Source organism: Delftia deserti (genome assembly GCF_042653485.1).
Lineage (GTDB): Bacteria > Pseudomonadota > Gammaproteobacteria > Burkholderiales > Burkholderiaceae_C > Comamonas > Comamonas acidovorans.
In genome coordinates, this window is record NZ_JBHSIH010000001.1 from 4,367,118 (window position 1) to 4,387,140 (window position 20,023).

The following is a 20,023-nucleotide window of genomic DNA, read 5'->3' on the forward strand; positions in this document are numbered from 1 at the left end:
ATGCAATAAACATGCCCCGCCTGCATCAGCGCAAATCCCGATGGGAGCTGCTCAGCGAATGCGCTAAAAGCGCTTCCGAAAAAGGAGCGGTGAACGCTTTACGGGATTGCGCCAAAGGCGTGAAAGGCTTGAGATTGAAAGGCTTGAGATTTTCTGGAGCTGTTCCGGGGCCGTGCCACGCTCAGATGGCCAGCGGGTCCACGTCCACCAGCCAGCGCACCAGGGCGCGGTGCCCGGGCTGTGCCCTGATCCAGTGCAGGTGCGCCTGCCAGGCCCAGAGAAAGCGCAGCAGGGCGGGCCGCTGGGCCGACTCGATCAGCATCTGCGCGCGCTCCACATTGGCCACGCGCTGCACGGACATGGGAATGGGCGGGTAGAGAAAGACATCGTCCACATGGGGCAGGCCGGCCTGGCGGGCGGCCTCGGCCGCAGCGGCCAGGAAGGCCTGGGCGGCTTCCTGGGTGCGCGCGTCGGCGCGCACGATGGCCTGGAAGGCGAAGGGCGGCATGCCGGCATCGCGCCGCTCGCGCAACTGGCGTGCCGCGAAGGCCGTGTAGTCGTGGGCGCGCAGCGCCGTGTAGACGGGGTTGGCCGGATCATGGGTCTGTATCCACATCTCCGGATGGCTGGCCTGGTCGGCCACGTACTGCGCGTCGCGCCCTGCGCGGCCGGCGGCCTGCATCAGCAGGCTGAACAGGCGCTCGGGCGCTCGGTAGTCGCTGGAGAACAGGGCGCTGTCGGGCTGCACGGCGGCTACCAGGGTGATGCGCCGGAAGTCATGGCCCTTGGCCACCATCTGCGTGCCCACGAGCACATCGATGTCGCCCGAATGCATCTGCGCCAGCTGCTCCTCCAGCGCGCCCTTGGCGCGCGTGGTATCGGCATCGATGCGCGCCACGCGGGCCGGCTCGCGGTCGGGGCGTTGCACATTGCGCAGCAGGCGGGCCAGTTCCTCTTCCAGCTGCTCCGTGCCCTTGCCCAGCGGCAGGATGTCGGGATTGCCGCAGCCGGGGCATGCCATGGGCACGCGCTGGGTGTAGCCGCAGTGGTGGCAGCGCAGCGTACGGTCGGCCTTGTGGAAGACCTGGTGGGCGCTGCAGTGCGGGCAGTCGCTTTTCCAGCCGCAGTCGGCACAGAACAGCACGGGCGCGAAGCCGCGGCGGTTGAGCAGCACCAGGCTTTGCTCGCCGCGTTGCACGCGCTCGGTGATGGCATCGATCAGCGGCGGCGAGAACACGGCCTTGCGCGGCTGCTGGCCCATGTCCACCAGGCGCACGCGCGGCAGGGCGGCCGCGCCGATGCGGCTGGGCATGTGCAGGCGCAGGTAGCGGCCGCCCTGCGGCTCGTCGGCATTGGGCGGGCGGCTGGCATGCCAGCTCTCCAGCGACGGCGTGGCACTGCCCAGGATGACCTTGGCGCCGGTATCGCGCGCGCGCCAGATGGCCAGGTCGCGCGCCGAGTAGCGTGCGCCTTCCTGCTGCTTGTAGCTGGCGTCGTGCTCCTCGTCCACCACGATGAGCGACAGGCCCGGCAGGCTGGCGAAGACCGACATGCGCGTGCCCAGCACGATGCGCGCCACGCCGGTGTGCGCGGCCAGCCAGCTCTTGAGCCGCTGGGGGTTGGTCATTGCGCTGTGCATGCTGACCACGCAGGCGGCGCCGTACTGCGGCGCGAAGCGCTCCGTGAAGCGCTGCTCCAGCTGGGGCGTGAGGTTGATCTCGGGCACCATCACCAGCACCTGGGCGCCGGGGTCGGCATCCAGCGCGGCCTGGGTGGCTCTCAGATAGACCTCGGTCTTGCCGCTGCCCGTGCTGCCGAAGAGCAGAAAGGGGCCGGGGTGGGCGGCGATCTGCGTGAAGACGTCGGCCTGCTCGGCGCTGAGGACGATGGGGGGAATATCTGCGGCGGCCGGGGCCGATGCAGGCGCGGTGCCAGGCGCCTGTTCCGCCTTGGCCGCTTTCTTCGTTGCGGCCTTGGACGGCCTGAGCCGGCGCGCCAGCTGCTCGGCCGTCATCTCGCGCAGTTGCGGGGGCAGGGCCGTCACGGCGATTTCGCCCACGCTGCGCTGGTAGTAGTAGGCGGCGAAGGCCACCAGCCGGCGCCAGGCGGGCGGCAGCGGCGCAATGCCCTGCAGCACGGCGCCGATGGGGCGCAGCTCCACGCCTTCGGGCATGGCGGGGGGGCGGGGCGGCGCATCCCAGACCACGCCCAGCAGATCCCGGCGACCCAGTGGCACGCGCACCAGGGTGCCGGGCTCCAGCGGCTGCCCGCTGGCATAGCTCAGCAGCTCGCCAACGGCGCTGTGTGCCGGCGTGTGCACGGCGACATGGACGGTATGCGGGGGGAGGGACATGCGAGGGAAAAAGGCGGGTGACCCGGGCCGGCGCAAGGTGCGGTGCGCGCCCGGGTGCCTGCGGCAAAGCCGTCAAGCATAAGCCTTTCGGCCGCGCCGGTGCGCCGGCGCTGCACATCCGTACCGGCGCCGCCGGGGGTATGCCGAGCCCTGATACGGAGCTTTACACCAGATGTGGCGGCGGCTGGATACGGGTTTCTGGGTAGATCACCAATTTCTGTGGATAACTTTGTGGGGATTATCCGGCGCTATCAGCAGTCCCTCTGTTTGGAGGCCTTGTTGCCGTGGTTTCACTGCAAGTGGTGCTATCAAAAAATTTCTTCAAAAACAAAGACTTATATCTATATGTCGCCGAAATTAGAGAGCGGACGACAAGTGAGGCGGAGCCGCCGACGCCCTGGCGCTCCTGTGCATAAGATGGTTTGTGGGCATCTGTCAAGCCGCAGTGCGCCGCGCCTTTCGTCTGGATTCGGGCGTTTTGACAGCCGGCCGCCACAGTGGACAGGCGCATGGGCATTCCTGTGGGCAACTTGGCATGCCACCCCTGTTTTCGTCAGCCTTCGATGTTGTCTGTTAATTAATGTCAATTGATTTTGATTGGCGATTTATTTTGACTATTAAGATTAGCATCCCTTCCAGAAAGACTTGGCTGCCCATCGTGGCCAGCGACAAGGCGGTAACCGGGAAGGATCGGACGGGCGCGTCGACGTCTTCCCTCCCAGGCATCCCACTGGAGGGGAATACACATGCAACGAAGGCAATCGATACGCCCCTGGAACCGTCCGGCCCGTTGGGCCGCGTGGGTGCTGTGCTTCGGGAGCACTCTTTCACAGGCGCAGATCGCTGCGGTGCCATGCGGCACCTCGACGCTGGACTTCTCCAGCGCCTCGGCCCATGGAGGCCGCGGCAGCATCCACATGCCCGGTGCGGCCGGCATAGGGCAGGTCAACCCGGGCGCCGTCGGCGAGTGGTGGCAGGCCGTGACTCCGAACGCGGCCCGCGCAGGGTGGTGGCCCAGTCAGGGCGGCGACCACAGTTCCATGGGCCAGGCGCCGCGCGATGGCTACTTTCTGCTGTTCGACATCATCGCCAACGGCAGCCGGGCGGTGATGTACTCCAATCAATTGACGAACCTGACCATCGGGCAGGAGTACACGGTGAGCCTGTGGCTGGCCAGTGCCTACCATGTGAACTCGCCACGGATGACGGTGGAATTGCTGGATGCGGCGGGGGCCGTGGCGCAGCAGGCCAGCCCCGTGCTGGCCAATGTCACCGACGACGATGCGCCAGACCTTCCCTGGCAGCAGGTGAGCTTCAGCTTCAAGGCCACCGGAGCCAGCCAGGGCATACGCTTGCGCGAAGCGCTCAATACCAGCGGTTTGGGTGCCGACCTGGCCCTCGACGACATCAGCCTCTCGCACCGATGTGCCGTACGGCCGCCGGTGCCGTCCGGCGCGGGGCCCGCACCAGTGCCTGCGCTTGACGGTGCAGGGCTGTTGCTCGCCGGCACCGCCATGGGTGCACTGGGGGCTTTCTTCGCGCGCCGCCGTCCGCGTGAAGGCCGGTGCGACTAGAAGAGGCCTCAGCGGTCCTGGACGGCCCCGTGCTCAGGGCTGGCGCAGCGCGCGCGACTGGCTGTGCACGGCCTCGACCAGGGCCGCCACATGCTCGGGCGGGGTGAACTGGCTGATGCCGTGGCCCAGGTTGAAGATGTGCGTGGGGCCCGTGGTGCTGCGGTCGGCATGGGGCTTGCCGAAGCTGGCCAGTACGGTGCCGACCTGCTCGGCAATGCGCTCGGGAGGAGCGAACAGCACATTCGGATCGATATTGCCCTGCAGCGCCTTGCCGGGTCCGCCCACCTCGCCGCCGACGATGGCGCGGGCGCGGGCCAGGTTGGCCGTCCAGTCCAGGCCCAGCACCTCGCAGTCCAGGTCCTTCATGTCGGGCAGCCAGATGCCGCCGCCCTTGGTGAAGACGATGCGCGGCACGTCCTGCCCATCGACGCCCGTGCGCTTGAGTCCGGCCAGCACGCGCTTCGTGTAGGCCAGGCTGAATTCCTGGAAGGCGCCGTCGGCCAGCACGCCGCCCCAGCTGTCGAACACCATCACGGCCTGGGCGCCCGCGTCGATCTGGGCGTTGAGGTAGGCGGCCACGCTGTCGGCGTTGACGGACAGGATGCGGTGCATCAGGTCGGGGCGCGCATACATCAGGCTCTTGACCAGGCGGTAGTCGTCGCTGCCCTTGCCCTCGACCATGTAGCAGGCCAGGGTCCAGGGGCTGCCCGAGAAACCGATCAGCGGCACGCGGCCATCGAGCGCGCGGCGGATGCTGGTCACGGCGTCGAACACATAGCGCAGCTTGTCCATGTCGGGCACGGCCAGCTCGGCCACGGCGGCCTCGTCGCGCACCACCTTGGCGAAGCGCGGGCCTTCGCCTTCGGCAAAGGACAGGCCCAGTCCCATGGCGTCGGGCACGGTCAGGATGTCGGAGAACAGGATGGCCGCGTCCAGCGGGAAGCGCTCCAGAGGCTGCAGCGTGACCTCGGTGGCGTAGTCCACGTTGGTGGCCAGGCCCATGAAGCTGCCGGCCCGGGCGCGCGTGGCCTTGTATTCAGGGAGATAGCGGCCCGCCTGGCGCATCAGCCACAGCGGCGTGTAGTCGGTGGCCTGGCGCCGGCAGGCGCGCAGGAAGGTGTCGTTGGTCAGGGGGGCGAAGCTCATGGTGGGCGATTGTCGCCGAGACGGCTTCGCCGGGCTGTCGCGATGCCCGAGCAGCGCAGGGCGTCTTGCCTCGGGTTAACCCTTGTCAACCAGGGCCGCTGCGGGCTTTGGCTGGCCGCTACATTGTGCGGCGTGCGTTCCGCACGGGAATCCGTCCATGCAAGGAGAGAGTTTGCGATGCAGCGAAGAACCCTGACCCAGATCCTGGCCCTGGCCCCGGCTGTTTCGGCCACCAGCTGGCTGGCTGGAAGCGCCACGGCGGCCGAGCCGCTGTTTCCGGGCAAGGCGCCGCTGCGCATCGTCGTGGGCTACCCGCCCGGCGGCGCCACCGACCGCGTGGCGCGCATCGTGGCCGACAAGCTGCAGGCGCGCGTGGGCTCGCCCGTGGTGGTGGAGAACAAGCCCGGCGCGGGCGGCCGCCTGTCGGCCCAGTATGTGAAGAACGCGCCGGCCTCCCAGCCCGCGCTGCTGCTGGCCAACCCGGCGGTGATGCTGGTGGCGCCCCTGGTGTTCCCCGACTCGGGCTACGACCCCGACAAGGACTTCCGCCCGGTCAGCGAGGTCAACCGCTATGAATTCGGCGTGGCCGTGGCCAGTGCCGTGCCCGTCAGGCAGCTGTCGCACCTGCTGGCCTGGCTGCGCGCCAATCCGCAGCAGGCCAACGTGGGCGTGCCGGCCACGGGCAGCCTGCCGCACTTCTTCTCGCTGATGCTGGGCGAGGCCGCCAAGGTGCAGACCGAAACCGTGGGCTACAAGGGCTCGGCCCCGCTGCTGACCGACCTGGTGGGCGGCCAGGTGCCGCTGGCCATCGACACCTTCGACGTGCTGCTGCCCCAGCACGAGGCCGGCAAGATCCGCGTGCTGGCCGTGTCGGGCGAGCGCCGCAGCACCATGGCGCCGGACATTCCCACGCTCAAGGAATCGGGGCTGAACCTGTCGGGCATGGGCTGGAACACCTTGTTCGCGCCGCAGAGCATGGCGCCCGACATTGCCGAGCGCCTGTCGCGCATGGTGCAGGAGATCATGAAGGAGCCCGACACGCGCCAGAAATTCGAGGCCAGCCGGCTGACCCCGGTCTCCAGCAGCAGCGCGCAGACGGCCGAGATGCTCAAGGCCTACCGCGCGCAGTGGACGCCGGTGGTGCAGCGCTCGGGTTTCAAGCCCTGAATCTTCAAGAAAAATGGCCCGTGCGGGCCTTTTTTCATCGCCGGGCCGCCCCAAGATGAAAAACGCCCCCTCGGGGGGCAGCGGACCTTGCGCAGCAAGGGCAGCGTGGGGGTCATTTTTCATGGGGCCTAGGGTTTCCTCGGTGCCTGGGCGCTTGTCGTGGCAAGGGTCTGGCGACTAACATTTACCGACCATTCGGTAAATTATGTTTGATCTGCCGCATAAAGACGGCAGACAGGCCACGGAGACTTTCATGCCCCCATCGCTGGTTCTGGTTGAGCAGCACGACGCCGTCCGCACCCTGGTGCTGAACCGCCCCGACGCGCTCAACAGCTTCAACGCGCAACTGCACGAGCAGCTGCTTTCGGCCCTGGAGCAGGCCGCCGGCGACGCCTCGGTGCGCTGCGTGGTGCTCACGGGCGCGGGGCGCGGCTTTTGCGCGGGCCAGGATCTGTCCGACCCCGAGGCCGCGCCCGACCAGAACCTGGGCGACCTGATCGAGCGCCGCTACCAGCCGCTGTGCCTGCGGCTCAAGTCCATGCCCGTGCCCGTGGTGGCCGCCGTCAATGGCGTGGCCGCAGGTGCTGGCGCCAATATCGCGCTGGCCTGCGACCTGGTACTGGCTGCGCGCTCGGCCAGCTTCATCCAGGCCTTTGCCAAGATCGGCCTGGTGCCCGACTGCGGCGGCACCTGGCTGCTGCCGCGCCTGGTGGGCCGTGCGCGCGCCCTGGGGCTGGCCCTGCTGGGCGACAAGCTGCCCGCGGCCGAGGCCGAACGCATCGGCCTGATCTGGCGCTGCGTGGAGGATGCCGATTTGCGCAGCGAGGCCCAGGCCCTGGCCCAGCGCCTGGCCGCCATGCCCGTGCGGGCCCTGGCGCGCACGCGGGAGGCCATGGACTCGGCCCAGCTGCTGGACTACGAACATGCGCTCACGCGCGAGGCGCGCCAGCAGGGCCAGCTGGGCGCGGCCCACGACTACCAGGAGGGCGTGGCCGCCTTCCTGGGCAAGCGGGCTGCCGTGTTCTCGGATCGTTGAGGAGCGGCGCCATGCAAGACACCCACACCCCGGACGAAGCCGCACAGCGCCTGGCCGAACAGGTGCGCGACGGCATGCTGGCGCGCGACCGCGCAGCGCAAGGCCTGGGCCTGCGCATTACGGACATCGCCCCCGGCGCGGCGTGCATGGAGATGGCCGTGCGCGACGACATGCTCAACGGCTTCGACATCTGCCACGGCGGCTTCATCACGGCGCTGGCCGACACGGCCTTTGCCTATGCCTGCAATGCGCGCAACGAGATGACGGTGGCCTCGGGCCTGAGCGTGGACTTCGTCGCGCCCGGCCGGCCCGGCGACGTGCTCACGGCCCAGGCCCGCGAAGTCTCGCGCGCAGGCCGCACCGGCGTCTATGACGTGCAAGTCATCAACCAGCGCCAGGAAGTGATCGCGCTGTTCCGTGGCCGCTCGCACAGCTTCAAGGGCCGGCCCACCGTGCCCGGCCTGGCAGAGCCCGCCTGAAGAGGTCCGCCATGTCCCTGCAGCGCCCCGCCCCCGGCGAACTCGACCCCCTCGAAACCGCCAGCCGCGACGAGATCGCCTCGCTGCAGCTGCTGCGCCTGCGCTGGTCGCTGCAGCACGCCTACGACAACGTGCCCCACTACCGCCGCGCCTTCGACGAAAAGGGCGTGCATCCGTCCGATCTGCGCACGCTGTCCGACCTGGCCCGCTTTCCCTTCACCACCAAGAAGGACCTGCGCGAGAACTACCCGTTCGGCATGTTCGCCGTGCCGCGCCAGAAGGTGGCGCGCGTGCATGCCTCCTCGGGCACCACGGGCAAGCCCACGGTCGTGGGCTACACGTTGAATGACATCGACAACTGGGCGAACCTGGTGGCGCGCTCCATCCGCGCGGCGGGCGGGCGGCCCGGCGACATGGTGCATGTGGCCTACGGCTACGGCCTGTTCACGGGCGGCCTGGGCGCGCACTACGGAGCCGAGCGCGCGGGCTGCACGGTGGTGCCCATGTCGGGCGGGCAGACCGAAAAGCAGGTGCAGCTGATCCAGGACTTCCGGCCCGACATCATCATGGTCACGCCCAGCTACATGCAGGTGATCGTGGAGGAGATGCAGCGCCAGGGCCTGGACCCGCGCGAGAGCTCGCTCAAGATCGGCATCTTCGGCGCCGAGCCCTGGACCGAGGCCATGCGCCGCGAGATCGAGGGCAAGGCGGGGCTGGACGCCGTGGACATCTACGGCCTGTCGGAGGTCATGGGCCCGGGCGTGGCCAGCGAATGCGTGGAAAGCAAGGACGGGCCGGTGATCTGGGAGGACCATTTCTACCCGGAGATCATCGACCCGGACACGGGCGAGGTGCTGCCCGACGGCAGCGAGGGCGAGCTGGTCTTCACGTCGCTGTCCAAGGAAGCCATGCCCATCATTCGTTACCGCACGCGGGATTTGACGCGGCTGCTGGCGCCGACTTCGCGCAGCTTCCGGCGCATGGGCAAGATCGTGGGTCGCAGCGACGACATGCTCATCATCCGCGGCGTGAACCTGTTTCCCACGCAGGTCGAGGAGATCGTGCTGCAGAACGCCCAACTGTCGGGCCAGTACCAGCTGGTGGTCACGCGCGACGGCAACCTGGACCGGCTGGCCGTGCGCTGCGAGATGCAGCCGGGTACGCAGGGCGACACCGACGCTTTGGCCCAGTGGGTGCAGCAGCGCATCAAGACCCTGGTCGGCGTGAACGCCGAGGTCGAGGTGCTGCGGCCCGATTCCATAGAGCGCACCCTGGTGGGCAAGGCCCGCCGTGTGATCGACCACCGCAGCCGCTGAGCGCGCACAGGAGTCCCATGGCCCGAGGCCGATCTTCCGGATACGACGACCAGCGCGAACTGATCCTGGGCCATGCCGCCGCGCTGTTCGCGCGCAGCGGCTACCCCGGCACTTCGATGAACGAGGTGGCCCAGGCCTGCGGCCTGTCCAAGCCCACCATCTACCACTATTTCCGCGACAAGTACGCGCTGCTGGTGGACATCACCGACGGCCACATGACGCGACTGCAGTCCCTGGTGGACGAGGTGCAGTCCATGGACCTGCCGCCCGAGCCGCGGCTGCGCATGCTGATCGAGCGCTTCGTGCAGGAATACGCCCATGCCCGCCATGCCCACCGCGTGCTCACCGAGGACGTGCGCTTCCTGCAGGACGACGACCGCCAGCGCGTGCTGGACAAGGAGCGCGCCGTGGTCGAGACCTTTGCCCAGGCGGTGGCCCAGCTGCGGCCGGACGCCGATGGCGCGGGCCTTTCCAAGGCGCTGGCGATGCTGCTGTTCGGGATGATGAACTGGATGTTCACCTGGCTGCGGCCCGACGGCTCGCTGGACCACGAGGCCATGGCGCCCGTGGTGGCCGACCTGTTCCTGGCAGGCCTGCCGGCTGTGCAGACCCCAGGCAAACCCGGGCATCAAACCGCTGGCAAAAAAATAGTTACCACGGTAAATTGTGGCGCCTGAAGGTGCCACGCCCCATCCAACACAAGGAGACAGACATGAAGCGTTTGACGAAACTGGGCCTGCTGGCCGCGACCCTGGCCACGGTCTGGGGCTCGGCCCTGGCCGACATCAATGTGGGCGTGGTGGTCTCGGCCACCGGACCGGCGGCCTCCCTGGGCATTCCCGAGAAGAACACCGTGGCGCTGATGCCGCGCACGGTGGCGGGCCAGAAGGTCAACTACATCATCCTGGACGATGCCTCCGACACCACGGCGGCCGTGGCCAACACGCGCAAGCTGATCAGCGAGAGCAAGGTCGATGTCATCCTGGGCTCCAGCATCACGCCCAACTCCCTGGCCATGGTGGACGTGGTCTCCGAGGCGAAGACGCCCATGATCACGCTGGCGGCCTCGGCCAAGATCGTCGAGCCCGTGGATGCCAAGAAATTCTGGGTCTTCAAGACGCCCCAGCACGACGCCATGATGGCCGCCGCCATCGGCGAGCACATGGCCAAGGCCGGCATCAAGACCGTGGGCTACATCGGCTTCAACGACGCCTATGGCGAAAGCTGGCTGCAGGAGTTCCGCAAGGTGGCCGAGGCCAAGGGCATCAAGCTCACCGCCACCGAGGCCTATTCGCGCAGCGACACCTCGGTCACGGGCCAGACGCTCAAGCTCATGTCCGCCAAGCCCGATGCGGTGCTGATCGCAGGCTCGGGCACGCCGGCCGCGCTGCCGCAGAAATCGCTCAAGGAGCGCGGCTACCAGGGCAAGATCTACCAGACCCACGGCGTGGCCAATGCCGACTTCCTGCGCGTGGGCGGCAAGGATGTGGAAGGCACGCTGCTGCCCGCCGGCCCCGTGCTGGTGGCCCACCAGCTGCCCGACAGCAACCCGGTCAAGAAGTCCGCCGTCTCCTACGTGGAAGCCTACGAGGCCGCCAACGGCAAGGGCACGGCATCGACCTTTGGTGCGCATTCCTGGGATGCGGGCCGCGTGCTGGAAGCCGCGATTCCCGCCGCGCTCAAGAAGGCCCAGCCCGGCACGGCCGAGTTCCGCGCGGCCCTGCGCGATGCGCTGGAGCAGACCAAGGACGTGGCCGGCGCCCACGGCATCTTCAACATGACGCCCACCGACCACCTGGGCCTGGACCAGCGCGCGGCCGTCATGGTCAAGATCGAGAACGGCACCTGGAAGTACCAGCCCTGAACCTGCGGGCCTGAGGCCGCAGCGGCTGCCGCACCTGGCGGCGGCCGCTGTGGCGCTCGGCCGCGCCTGCTCGAAAGTCGATCATGGATCTGCAAATCGCCCTGCTGCTGGGGCAGGACGGCATCGTCAACGGCGCCGTCTACGGCCTGATGGCGCTGGCCCTGGTGCTGGTGTTCTCGGTCACCCGCATCATCTTCATTCCGCAGGGCGAGTTCGTCGCCTTCGGCGCGCTCACCCTGGCCATGATGCAGGCCGGCCGCGTGCCCACCACGCTGTGGCTGCTGCTGGCCCTGGCCGCCGCCGTGCTGGTGGTGGACCTGCTGCGCTGGCGCGCGGGCAGCCAGGTGAGCTGGCCCGCCACCTTCCTGTGGTGCCTGGCGCTGCCGGCCATTGCCGTGGCCCTGGCCTGGGGGCTGCGCCCGTCCTCGCTGATGCTGCAGGCGCTGGCCACCCTGGTGCTGATCACGCCCATGGGGCCGCTGCTGTACCGCCTGGCCTACCGGCCGCTGGCCCATGCCTCGGTGCTGATGCTGCTCATCGTCTCGGTGGCCATGCATGGCGTGCTGGTCGGCCTGGGGCTGCTGTTCTTCGGTGCCGAAGGCTCGCGCACCCCCGCGTTTTCCGAGGCGCAGCTGCGCCTGGGCGACATCACGATCTCGGGCCAGTCCCTGGTGGTGGTGGGCGTGACCCTGGTGCTGGTGGCCCTGCTGTTCGTGTTCTTCGAGCGCTCCATGATCGGCAAGGCGCTGCGCGCCACGGCCATCAACCGCGTGGGCGCACGCCTCATGGGCATTCCCACGGCCATGGCCGGCGACGTGAGCTTTGCGCTGGCCGCGCTGATCGGCGCCATCTCCGGCCTGCTGATCGCGCCGCTGACCACGGTGTACTACGACACCGGCTTTCTGATCGGCCTCAAGGGCTTCGTGGCCGCCATCGTGGGCGGGCTGGCCAGCTACCCGCTGGCCCTGGCCGGCGCGCTGCTGGTCGGGCTGCTGGAGGCCTTCTCGTCGTTCTGGGCCAGTGCCTACAAGGAGGTGCTGGTGTTCACGCTGATCATCCCGGTGCTGTGGTGGCGATCGCGCAATAGCCACCATGTGGAGGAAGAAGAATGAGCGCCCCCGTTTCCTCGCAGGCCGCGGCGCCTGCCAAGGCCGCCTCGGGCGGCATCAGCACGCGCGTGCTCACGGTGGCGGCCATTGCGCTGCTGGCCGCGTCCTGGGGCTTCCTGCCCGATTTCACCGTCGTCATCCTCAGCTATATCGGCCTGTTCGCCATGGTGGCCGCAGGCCTGGTGATGCTGACCGGCGTGGGCGGCATGACCTCGTTCGGCCAGGCGGCCTTCGTGGGCATCGGCGCCTATGCCACGGCCTGGGTCTGCACGGCGCCTGCCTCGGTGGCCGCGCTGGGCGGCCTGGTGGGCGCGGCGGGCCTGCCCTGGGTGGGCCTGGCGCTGGGCCTGCTCATCACCTTCGTCGTGGCCTGGCTGCTGGGCGCAGTCACGGTCAAGCTGCAGGGCCACTACCTGCCGCTGTGCACCATCGCCTGGGGACTGAGCCTGTACTACCTGTTCGGCAACATGGAATTCCTGGGCGGGCAGACCGGCATCACGGGCATTGCGCCGCTGGTGATCGGCGGCGTCTCGCTGGCCTCGCCGCGCGCCATGGGCGTGGTGATCTGGGCCGTGCTGCTGGTGGCGCTGTGGCTGCTGCACAACCTGCTGGACTCGCGCGAGGGCCGGGCCATCCGCGCGCTGCGCGGCGGCCGTGTCATGGCCGAGTCCATGGGCATCGACACGGCGCACTATCGCGTCAAGCTCTTCGTGCTGGCGGCCCTGCTGGCCACGCTGTCGGGCTGGCTCTACGCCCACATGCAGCGCTTCGTGAGCCCGGCGCCCTTCAACCTGAACGTGGGCATCGAGTACCTGTTCATGGCCGTGGTCGGCGGCGCAGGCCACCTGTGGGGCGCGGTGCTGGGCGCCACGCTGATCACCCTGGTCAAGCAAAAGCTGCAGGACATATTGCCGGCCCTGCTGGGCACCAGCGGCAACTTCGAGGTCATCGTCTTCGGCCTGCTGATGGTGCTGGTGCTGCAGCGCTTTGCAGAAGGCCTGTGGCCCACGCTGCAGGCGCTCACGGCACGCTGGGTGCGCCGGCCCGTGTCCGATCTGAAGCTGGCGGACGCGGCGCCGCTGGCGCAGCGCGCGCTGCCTGCGGCGGGCCAGGTGCTGCTGGCGGCCGAGCATGTGACCAAGCGCTTTGGCGGCCTGGTGGCCAACAACGATGTGGCCATGACGCTCAAGGCCGGCGAGGTGCATGCGCTGATCGGCCCCAACGGCGCGGGCAAGAGCACCTTCTTCAACATGATCTCGGGCGTGGACTCGCCCACCGAGGGCCAGGTGCGCTTCATGGACCAGGCCATGAACGATGCGCCCTCGCGCCGCTTCGCCGCCCTGGGCCTGGGCCGCACCTTCCAGCATGTGCGCCTGCTGGGCCAGCGCAGCGTGCTGGAGAACGTGGCCGTGGGCGCGCACCGGCGTGCGCACCGGGGCTGGCTGGCCTCCATGCTGCGCCTGGACCGGGCCGAGGAGGCCTCGGTGCTGGCCGAGGCGCGCCGCCAGATCGAGCGCTGCGGCCTGGGCGCCTTCGCCGACGTGCCGGCCGCCTCGCTCGCCCTGGGCCAGCAGCGCATCGTGGAGATCGCGCGCGCCCTGGCCGGCCAGCCCGCGGCCCTGCTGCTGGACGAGCCGGCCGCCGGTCTGCGCCACCTGGAAAAACAGGCCCTGGCCGACCTGCTGCGCCAGCTGCGCGCCGAGGGGCTGGGCATTCTCGTCGTGGAGCACGACATGGAGTTCGTCATGAATCTTGCGGACCGCATCACGGTGCTGGAGTTCGGCACCGTGATCGCCGAAGGCACGCCGGCCCAGATCCAGGTCAACCAGCGCGTGCTGGATGCCTACCTGGGCGGCGGCGATGACGACGAGGCAACCGGAGAGACGGCATGAGCGACACCCTTTTGCAGCTCAAGGGCCTGAGCGTGTCCTACGGTCCCGTGGAGGCCGTGCACCAGGTGGATCTGGATGTGCGCAGCGGCGAGATCGTCACCGTCATCGGCCCCAACGGCGCGGGCAAGACCACGCTGCTGTCGGCCGCCATGGGCCTGCTGCCCTCGCGCGGCGCGATCCATCTGGACGGCAAGCGCATCGCACGCCCCGGCGTCGAGGTCATGGTGGCCAACGGCGTGGCCCTGGTGCCCGAAAAGCGCGAGCTGTTCGGCGAGATGTCGGTGGAGGACAACCTGCTGCTGGGCGGCTTCTCGCGCTGGCGCCGGGGCCTGCGCGACCAGGCGCAGCGCATGGACGAGGTCTTTGCCATCTTCCCGCGCCTGAGGGAGCGGCGCCCGCAGATGGCCTCCACCCTGTCGGGCGGCGAGCGCCAGATGCTGGCCATCGGCCGCGCGCTGATGGCACGCCCGCGCCTGCTGCTGCTGGACGAGCCCTCGCTGGGCCTGGCGCCGCTGATCGTGCGCGAGGTGCTGCAGGTCGTGGCCGGCCTGCGCGACCACGGCGTCTCGGTGCTGCTGGTCGAGCAGAACGCGCGCGCCGCCCTCAAGGTGGCCGACCGTGCCTATGTGCTGGAAATGGGCGCCGTGGCCCTCAGCGGCGCGGCCAGGGAGCTGCTGCATGACCGGCGCATCATCGATACCTATCTGGGGATGGGGCGCAGTGCGGAGGCCGCCGCCTGAGCGGCAGCCAGGCCACGGGCCGCCTACTGGTAGCTCATGGTGAACGTGGCGTTGGCGTTCGCGGTGCCTGGTGAAGGGGCGGCTTCGGTCTGCACGTAGCGGGCCCAGAGCGGAATGCTGAAATTCACCTGTCCCGCAGGTGTATGGCCTTGTGAGAACGATTTGCCTCAAGCCGCGCCGCGTCGGTGGCGGAACAGATTTAATGATCTGCCAGCAAGGAGGGCAATGCGGCGCAGTCTGAAAGTTGCGGAGGATTAGCTAAGAATTTTCTGATTTTTGTATGAGTTCTTGGAATTTTCTGCTTGTCGAGCCCGTGGCCTTCGTGGCAGTGTAGGCCAGCATCGTCTCCAAAACGTCAGACAAGCCGGCAAGCGCTTTATGCAAGCAAGGGCATCCATCGCTGGACGCTCTCTCATAGGGCAACTGTAGGAAGCCGCATCCAAGCCAAACCGCAGCTCCTTGCAGCGGATGGGAGTAGTGTGCAGCCCACAGAACTGATTCCTTAAAGGCATGAAAGGCTTTGGAGAATGGCGCTGGCCTTTGTGCACATTGGAAGGTATTTTTCCTTCCCGCTCAGAGTCATGTCAATACGCGGATTAATATATAAAATCTATTGTTTTATTATGTTGATAATATCTTGAATTATTCCCAGTTGACCGCTTCTGGAAAGGTATCCGGGGTGGTATGTTCTGAAAGAATGGGGTGGAAGTAAGGGGTGTTCCAGAATGGCAGTTTTTTGCGGGTCATGATCTAGGAAATCACAGATTCTGATGTCTGGGAAATGGGCGTAAAGATGCTCATTGTAATTCGGTCCTGTGAAGAATATCGTTGCTGTAGGGTTGAGCAAATTTATCTCGTCAAGCAGCAGTTTGGTACCGGCTTCACGTATGCGGGATATATCTTCCGCACGGCCGTTCCTGACTACACTTGTTCCATTCAGGTCAATTCTGAAAAGATTGGTCCAGAGCACGGATGTTTCATAGCCATCCTCTTGCTCGTCAAATTGGGAGCGCACGCTGCGATAAGCGCGCCAAAAGGGACTGTTGTAGTTTGCGGGTTGATGCCTTGCGAATTCGAAGGAGCGATATCCTGCGGTCATTGCCGGGACACTGTTGTGTATTTTCTGAAAATCCGAAAAATTCTTGATGGAGGACTTCAGATCAGGGAAATAATCGCCTGGGTCAAAATCCCAGCCCTGTGTCTCTTGCCCGATGATCAGGACTCTGTCAGTGGACTTTACCCATTTCTCAGGAACACTCAGAAGCAAAGGTGGGGATGAGTTTTCAGCAATAGCTGCAGGGAAAACCGTCTGATTTTTGAATTCTTCATAAATAGAATTCAATTCTGATTGAATTAATTCTGCAGATTGCATTTTTGCTTCTTTTGTTTGACGAGATGGAATTAATGCTGCTGGCGGGCTACTCCGGTAGCCACTACGGTCACGCGAATACTGTCGCCCAGCGATTCATCGAAGGCCGCTCCAAAGATGACATGCGCACTGGGCGAGCTGCCGGCATTGATGGCGGCCATGGCCTGGCGCGATTCGGACAGCTTGAGGCTGCCTTTGGCAGCCGTGACCAGCACCAGCAATGCCTTGGCGTCTGACAGGTCCAAGCCCTCAACGGCATGCTCTGCAGCGATCCGGGCGCGGTGCGGTCCACTGGCCTGGGCCGAGCCAGCCATGGCCCTGCCTGGCCCGCGCATGACGGTGCTCACGTCTGTAAAGTCTACATTCACGTGGCCGTACTCGTTGAGGATGGCGGCAATCTCACTCACGACGGTCTTGAGCATGCCGTGCAGAGCACCGTCGTGGGTGACGATCAGCGAGTCCACATGGGCCTCCAGCTTCGCCAGTGCGGTGTCTTCACGGGGCGTAGCCGCCAGTCCGACGGTCAGAATGTCCATTTCCCGGGCGGCACGCGCAATTGCGACAGCGGCTTCGAGGTCGGCGCCGCCGCCCCGGCCGGCCGTGATGAACAGCAAGTCCGTGCCTGCGAGCGCGGCATGGACATGCTCCACGGGCGCGCGGCACAGTTCGATCGTGCGGTGTGCGCGGCTGCTCGGCAGCGCTTGCGCGCCGCTGTGGGTGCAGATGAATTCCACGCCCCGCATTCCACATTCGATCAGGTGGTTGATGGCATGGCTGCCACCACTACCGATGCCGATGACCTTGATCCGTGTTCCCAGTTCGAAATTTTCAGCTTCAGACATGCCGATGTGAATGGTGCAGGTGATTTTTATTGAAGAACCGCAAGCCTTCATGTGAAATGGCTTGCGGCTGTCTTTTTAAGCCTTTTTGGACACCAGCGCACTTTCCATGATGGAGTCGAATATTGGAACGGCTTGCTTCAGCTTTTCGAGCGTGGCACGCAGTGGGGTAAAGCATTCATCGTCGGGAGTGAAGGGGTCTGCCGCCAGTCGCCAGCTTTTTGCCAATTCATCGCTGTTGAGTTCGATGGGGAGGAAGAAATAGTCTTCGAACTGTTTGAAGCCGATTTCTTTCAGGCTGGACTTTGTTTCTTCAGGGATTGCTTTGAAGCTGGCATTCCATGCGCGCTTTCCACCGAAATGCCTGGTCTCTACATAGAAGAAGAAGCCTGCCTCGTGTTTGTTTCTGGATTTTTTGCAGAACAGGGATTCCCAATAGTTTCCATCATCATCGTCAGGCTCGGTGGAACTTATCTCAAACCATGCCTCAAGGCCATCGTCGGTTTCCCAATTTTTGGGGCGCAGCCAGTTTTCACTGTTTTCTTCCAGCTGGAAATCTCCTTCCCAGTCGTTTTCCTGTGAGAATTCTTCGATGCAATTATCGATTCCATTCAATATCTTTGGATGAATGGAATTTTCAAAGAAGTGAATTGCATCATTGAAAATCTGGAAATTCTTGAGAATGAATTCCCCGGACAATTTGCTTTCAGACATCTTTTTTCCTTTGGCTAAAATGAACAGATGTGGTTGAGATAGGTTTTGACAAAAAAATCGGCATTGCCCTGTATCGCCAGCAGATCATTGTCTCTGCTGTTCTGGTGATTTTTCATACTTTCCTGCAATATGCGGCTCAGCTGGTACCAGGACAGGCAGAGAAGATTTTCGTCTTCATGAGAAGGCTTTCTGCCAGTGGGTGTCAGATAGATGAGAGCCCAAGGGCAGCCCTGCCGGGTAGTGCGCTTTTTGGCTTGCTCGCAGTAGCGCTCCACTTGCCTGGGCTGTTCAAGCGCATCGATTTTTGCCTCGATGACCAGGTGAAAATTCTCCGCGTCGATCTCGATGTCCACCCGGTTGCCACTTTCGCCATTGAGGTTGATTTCGGAGCGTACCAGGCAGCGATTTCTGGAGTGGGTGGGAAAGGCAGGAATCTGACGATTGATATGGCTCAGCAATCCTTGCTGCAGCGCAGGTCCGTAGCCGTGGCTTCCGCCTGGATCGAGAAGCCAGGAAAGAATGCTGACCACGCGCACCTCATTGCGGCCCAGTGCAATGACACGCCAAGGGTCGAAGGCAATGGCACTGTGGCGCGATGCTTCCAGCGGCTTTTCGATCGCAGTGAAGAATTCAGCCAGCCTTTGTACATCAATGGTTTTTGATGTGGCTAGTGGCTCAGGTGTGTTTTCTTCCTCTTTCTGATGGTGAGCGCTGAATTGCTGAAAAAAATGGGCCAGATTTTCCGTGAAGCTGGATTTTTCTTCATAACGGCCAATCTCTTGCCAGCCGCTGAAAAATTCCTGAAGAGAACTGAAAGGTGCTTGCATTCTATTGAATTGAGCTCATTGAAGGGGTTGAAGTGATATGTCTTCTGATCTTTCTACGTTTCACTTGATGGACTGAATCTCCAAATCCTCGCAGCCACCATTCCAGCATTGCGCTGTCAACGACAGTTGCCTTGATCTCCATCCAGTCCTCATCTATCTCACGAATCTTCTGATCCCGGGATAGCGGCGTTTCACGCAGATGAAAGCCCGCTCCTTTTTCAATATGGAAAGACAGTGCTATCCGCTGTCCTTCGCCAAAGCCGAAGCGCCCATCTTCGTCATATTCCTGCAAATCGAAATCATCCGGGCGTTCGAAGGTGAGGGTGGAGGCCTGGGCTTTCTGGATGCGGTGCAGCGCGAGGCTGCGCTCGTTGTCGAAGCCGTCGTAGCGGCAGACCAGGTACAGGCGCGGGCCTTGCTGGGCCAGGCCCAGGGGCATGACCTTGACGGATTTGCAGGTGCCCGTGGCATTGCGGTAGTCCAACTCCAGCCAGCAGTTGGCGTAGAGGGCTTCGCTGACTGCTTCCAGCACGCCGGGAGCGATGGCCGGGGGCAGCAACGGCTGGCTGGTGGCGACCACACGCACTTTGTGCGGCCATTGGCGTTCCAGCGCGGTATCGGGCGCATTGCTGAGGTTGCGCCGGGCCTGCGTGAAAAAGCCATCCATGGACTGCATGAGCCGCGTGGGCAATAGATGCCTGAGTTGTTCCTCGGCCAGTTGCAGCAGCAGCGATTCCTGGGGGGTGATATGGGGCACTGCCAGGCTGTGCGCATTTTCCTTCCAGCGATACCCGTGGGGCTTGCTGCGGTCATCGCGTTCGATGTCGAAGTGGGTGGAGAGCATTTCCAGTTGGCGCTGGATAGTGCGCAGGTTGCGCTCTATTCCCGCATCCTGGAGCTGTTGATGCAACTGGCCCGTGGTGATCTTGCGCCCACGTGGAATGCGGCGCAGCAGCTCCACAGCAAGTCGTACAGTTTCTAGAGTATCTGGGCGCTGCGGCATGGATTCAGTTTCTCATGGTTACAACTTGCGCCAGGCGATTTCAGGCACGATTTTCAATAGGTTCCGAAGATTCCCAGGAATGCGCAGATCATGCGGGAGCATGCGACAAAGTGTGTCGCAGGTCGACGGTTTAGAAGGTTCCGGCAGGTGCCAAGCATCGCTAACGCCATGAGCTGAGGCTGTCCCGAAAGCCTCCAGCCAGCCAAGCATGCTGCAACTGCCTGCCAACCAGGAATTGGCTGCGACACATGCTGTCGCAGCTGCTGGTTACGCTGCCTTTGCCAAGTTATTCTGCAAAGGAGCTTTCATGTACGCGGCCAAAATTGAAAACAACATCGTCAAAGTCTTTGAGATCCGTACCGGCAGTCTCAAGCGCAACATCGGATGCAGTGGCTACAAGGGCGCGGTGGCCGCCAATGTCATGGGCGATCAGGTGGCGGTGACTTGCGGTGATGGAAAGGTGCGTGTGTATGAGATTCGCACGGGGTCGCTTCGACGGACGTTGTGAGGCGTCTTGGGCCGGTTTCCTCGAAGGAATGCCGGCCTTGCGGGTTTGCCGCCGCTGGCATGGCTGGCACTGGGCCTGCTGCCGTGA

General features: G+C 64.9%; 17 protein-coding genes and 2 pseudogenes. 11 read left to right on the top strand and 8 right to left on the bottom strand.

Annotation, left to right across the window (positions count from 1 at the left end; genetic code table 11):
• Positions 1-181 precede the first annotated feature (181 nt).
• Entirely contained in the window at positions 182-2,353 is a 2,172-nt protein-coding gene (gene priA, locus ACFPFG_RS20990) for a replication restart helicase PriA (RefSeq protein ID WP_183017820.1), read from the bottom strand.
• 746 nt (positions 2,354-3,099) lie between these two features.
• Here priA and ACFPFG_RS20995 point away from each other — a divergent pair.
• Complete coding sequence (locus ACFPFG_RS20995; protein WP_380108116.1) at positions 3,100-3,927, top strand: carbohydrate binding domain-containing protein; 828 nt, start codon at positions 3,100-3,102, stop codon at positions 3,925-3,927.
• 33 nt (positions 3,928-3,960) lie between these two features.
• On the opposite strand, the gene hemE is transcribed toward ACFPFG_RS20995, so the two are convergent.
• Positions 3,961-5,073, bottom strand: coding sequence for a uroporphyrinogen decarboxylase (hemE, locus tag ACFPFG_RS21000; RefSeq protein ID WP_183017822.1), 1,113 nt, complete (start codon positions 5,071-5,073; stop codon positions 3,961-3,963).
• A gap of 177 nt (positions 5,074-5,250) precedes the next feature.
• Between hemE and ACFPFG_RS21005 the strand changes: the two genes are divergently transcribed.
• From ACFPFG_RS21005 to ACFPFG_RS21045, 9 genes are all read left to right on the top strand, one after another.
• The gene (locus ACFPFG_RS21005; RefSeq protein WP_183017823.1) at positions 5,251-6,240 is read left to right on the top strand and encodes a tripartite tricarboxylate transporter substrate-binding protein; all 990 of its coding nucleotides are present in this window, start codon (positions 5,251-5,253) and stop codon (positions 6,238-6,240) included.
• 253 nt (positions 6,241-6,493) lie between these two features.
• A complete protein-coding gene (locus ACFPFG_RS21010) occupies positions 6,494-7,276 on the top strand; it encodes an enoyl-CoA hydratase-related protein (protein ID WP_013800319.1) in 783 nt (260 codons plus the stop codon).
• Between the two features lie 11 nt (positions 7,277-7,287).
• A complete protein-coding gene (gene paaI, locus ACFPFG_RS21015; RefSeq protein WP_183017824.1) occupies positions 7,288-7,755 on the top strand; it encodes a hydroxyphenylacetyl-CoA thioesterase PaaI in 468 nt (155 codons plus the stop codon).
• Between the two features lie 11 nt (positions 7,756-7,766).
• A complete protein-coding gene (gene paaK, locus ACFPFG_RS21020; protein WP_380108119.1) occupies positions 7,767-9,071 on the top strand; it encodes a phenylacetate--CoA ligase PaaK in 1,305 nt (434 codons plus the stop codon).
• A gap of 17 nt (positions 9,072-9,088) precedes the next feature.
• Entirely contained in the window at positions 9,089-9,748 is a 660-nt protein-coding gene (locus ACFPFG_RS21025) for a TetR/AcrR family transcriptional regulator (protein ID WP_380108121.1), read from the top strand.
• Positions 9,749-9,783: 35 nt separating this feature from the next.
• Positions 9,784-10,935, top strand: a complete 1,152-nt coding sequence (locus ACFPFG_RS21030; protein WP_183020786.1) for an ABC transporter substrate-binding protein — start codon at positions 9,784-9,786, stop codon at positions 10,933-10,935.
• An 83-nt stretch (positions 10,936-11,018) separates the two neighbouring features.
• Complete coding sequence (locus ACFPFG_RS21035) at positions 11,019-12,047, top strand: branched-chain amino acid ABC transporter permease (RefSeq protein ID WP_012202505.1); 1,029 nt, start codon at positions 11,019-11,021, stop codon at positions 12,045-12,047.
• Positions 12,044-13,936, top strand: a complete 1,893-nt coding sequence (locus tag ACFPFG_RS21040) for a branched-chain amino acid ABC transporter ATP-binding protein/permease (protein ID WP_063327652.1) — start codon at positions 12,044-12,046, stop codon at positions 13,934-13,936. The genes ACFPFG_RS21035 and ACFPFG_RS21040 overlap by 4 nt, the downstream gene beginning before the upstream one ends.
• Positions 13,933-14,676 (top strand): ABC transporter ATP-binding protein, encoded by a 744-nt coding sequence (locus ACFPFG_RS21045; protein ID WP_380108124.1) that lies wholly within the window; start codon positions 13,933-13,935, stop codon positions 14,674-14,676. Before ACFPFG_RS21040 ends, ACFPFG_RS21045 begins: the two co-directional genes overlap by 4 nt.
• 23 nt (positions 14,677-14,699) lie before the next feature.
• Here ACFPFG_RS21045 and ACFPFG_RS21050 read toward each other — a convergent pair.
• The 6 genes and pseudogenes from ACFPFG_RS21050 to ACFPFG_RS21075 all read right to left on the bottom strand — a co-directional run.
• A pseudogene (locus ACFPFG_RS21050) lies at positions 14,700-14,810 on the bottom strand (fimbrial protein); the annotation flags it as partial.
• Positions 14,811-15,286: 476 nt separating this feature from the next.
• Complete coding sequence (locus ACFPFG_RS21055; protein ID WP_380108126.1) at positions 15,287-16,048, bottom strand: hypothetical protein; 762 nt, start codon at positions 16,046-16,048, stop codon at positions 15,287-15,289.
• Positions 16,049-16,089: 41 nt separating this feature from the next.
• Positions 16,090-16,899: pseudogene (locus ACFPFG_RS21060) on the bottom strand (cell division protein FtsZ); the annotation flags it as partial.
• A gap of 63 nt (positions 16,900-16,962) precedes the next feature.
• The gene (locus tag ACFPFG_RS21065; RefSeq protein ID WP_197954698.1) at positions 16,963-17,598 is read right to left on the bottom strand and encodes a hypothetical protein; all 636 of its coding nucleotides are present in this window, start codon (positions 17,596-17,598) and stop codon (positions 16,963-16,965) included.
• A gap of 14 nt (positions 17,599-17,612) precedes the next feature.
• Entirely contained in the window at positions 17,613-18,425 is an 813-nt protein-coding gene (locus tag ACFPFG_RS21070) for a PD-(D/E)XK nuclease family protein (RefSeq protein WP_197954700.1), read from the bottom strand.
• A 1-nt stretch (position 18,426) separates the two neighbouring features.
• Positions 18,427-19,428, bottom strand: coding sequence for a helix-turn-helix transcriptional regulator (locus ACFPFG_RS21075; protein WP_312377084.1), 1,002 nt, complete (start codon positions 19,426-19,428; stop codon positions 18,427-18,429).
• A 208-nt stretch (positions 19,429-19,636) separates the two neighbouring features.
• On the opposite strand from ACFPFG_RS21075, the gene ACFPFG_RS21080 reads away from it, so the two are divergent.
• On the top strand, positions 19,637-19,936 hold the full coding sequence (locus ACFPFG_RS21080) for a hypothetical protein (protein ID WP_197954702.1): 300 nt from the start codon (positions 19,637-19,639) through the stop codon (positions 19,934-19,936).
• Positions 19,937-20,023 lie beyond the last annotated feature (87 nt).

What these genes read in the sequence shown, in the direction of transcription:
- priA (WP_183017820.1), bottom strand. Translation starts at nt 2,353, where the DNA reads ATGTCCCTCCCCCCGCATACCGTCCATGTCGCCGTGCACACGCCGGCA.
- paaK (WP_380108119.1), top strand. Translation starts at nt 7,767, where the DNA reads ATGTCCCTGCAGCGCCCCGCCCCCGGCGAACTCGACCCCCTCGAAACC.
- ACFPFG_RS21010 (WP_013800319.1), top strand. Translation starts at nt 6,494, where the DNA reads ATGCCCCCATCGCTGGTTCTGGTTGAGCAGCACGACGCCGTCCGCACC.
- ACFPFG_RS21035 (WP_012202505.1), top strand. Translation starts at nt 11,019, where the DNA reads ATGGATCTGCAAATCGCCCTGCTGCTGGGGCAGGACGGCATCGTCAAC.
- ACFPFG_RS21055 (WP_380108126.1), bottom strand. Translation starts at nt 16,048, where the DNA reads ATGCAATCTGCAGAATTAATTCAATCAGAATTGAATTCTATTTATGAA.
- ACFPFG_RS21065 (WP_197954698.1), bottom strand. Translation starts at nt 17,598, where the DNA reads ATGTCTGAAAGCAAATTGTCCGGGGAATTCATTCTCAAGAATTTCCAG.
- ACFPFG_RS21075 (WP_312377084.1), bottom strand. Translation starts at nt 19,428, where the DNA reads ATGCCGCAGCGCCCAGATACTCTAGAAACTGTACGACTTGCTGTGGAG.
- ACFPFG_RS21045 (WP_380108124.1), top strand. Translation starts at nt 13,933, where the DNA reads ATGAGCGACACCCTTTTGCAGCTCAAGGGCCTGAGCGTGTCCTACGGT.
- ACFPFG_RS21040 (WP_063327652.1), top strand. Translation starts at nt 12,044, where the DNA reads ATGAGCGCCCCCGTTTCCTCGCAGGCCGCGGCGCCTGCCAAGGCCGCC.
- hemE (WP_183017822.1), bottom strand. Translation starts at nt 5,073, where the DNA reads ATGAGCTTCGCCCCCCTGACCAACGACACCTTCCTGCGCGCCTGCCGG.
- paaI (WP_183017824.1), top strand. Translation starts at nt 7,288, where the DNA reads ATGCAAGACACCCACACCCCGGACGAAGCCGCACAGCGCCTGGCCGAA.
- ACFPFG_RS21070 (WP_197954700.1), bottom strand. Translation starts at nt 18,425, where the DNA reads ATGCAAGCACCTTTCAGTTCTCTTCAGGAATTTTTCAGCGGCTGGCAA.
- ACFPFG_RS21080 (WP_197954702.1), top strand. Translation starts at nt 19,637, where the DNA reads ATGCTGCAACTGCCTGCCAACCAGGAATTGGCTGCGACACATGCTGTC.
- ACFPFG_RS21030 (WP_183020786.1), top strand. Translation starts at nt 9,784, where the DNA reads ATGAAGCGTTTGACGAAACTGGGCCTGCTGGCCGCGACCCTGGCCACG.
- ACFPFG_RS21005 (WP_183017823.1), top strand. Translation starts at nt 5,251, where the DNA reads ATGCAGCGAAGAACCCTGACCCAGATCCTGGCCCTGGCCCCGGCTGTT.
- ACFPFG_RS21025 (WP_380108121.1), top strand. Translation starts at nt 9,089, where the DNA reads ATGGCCCGAGGCCGATCTTCCGGATACGACGACCAGCGCGAACTGATC.
- ACFPFG_RS20995 (WP_380108116.1), top strand. Translation starts at nt 3,100, where the DNA reads ATGCAACGAAGGCAATCGATACGCCCCTGGAACCGTCCGGCCCGTTGG.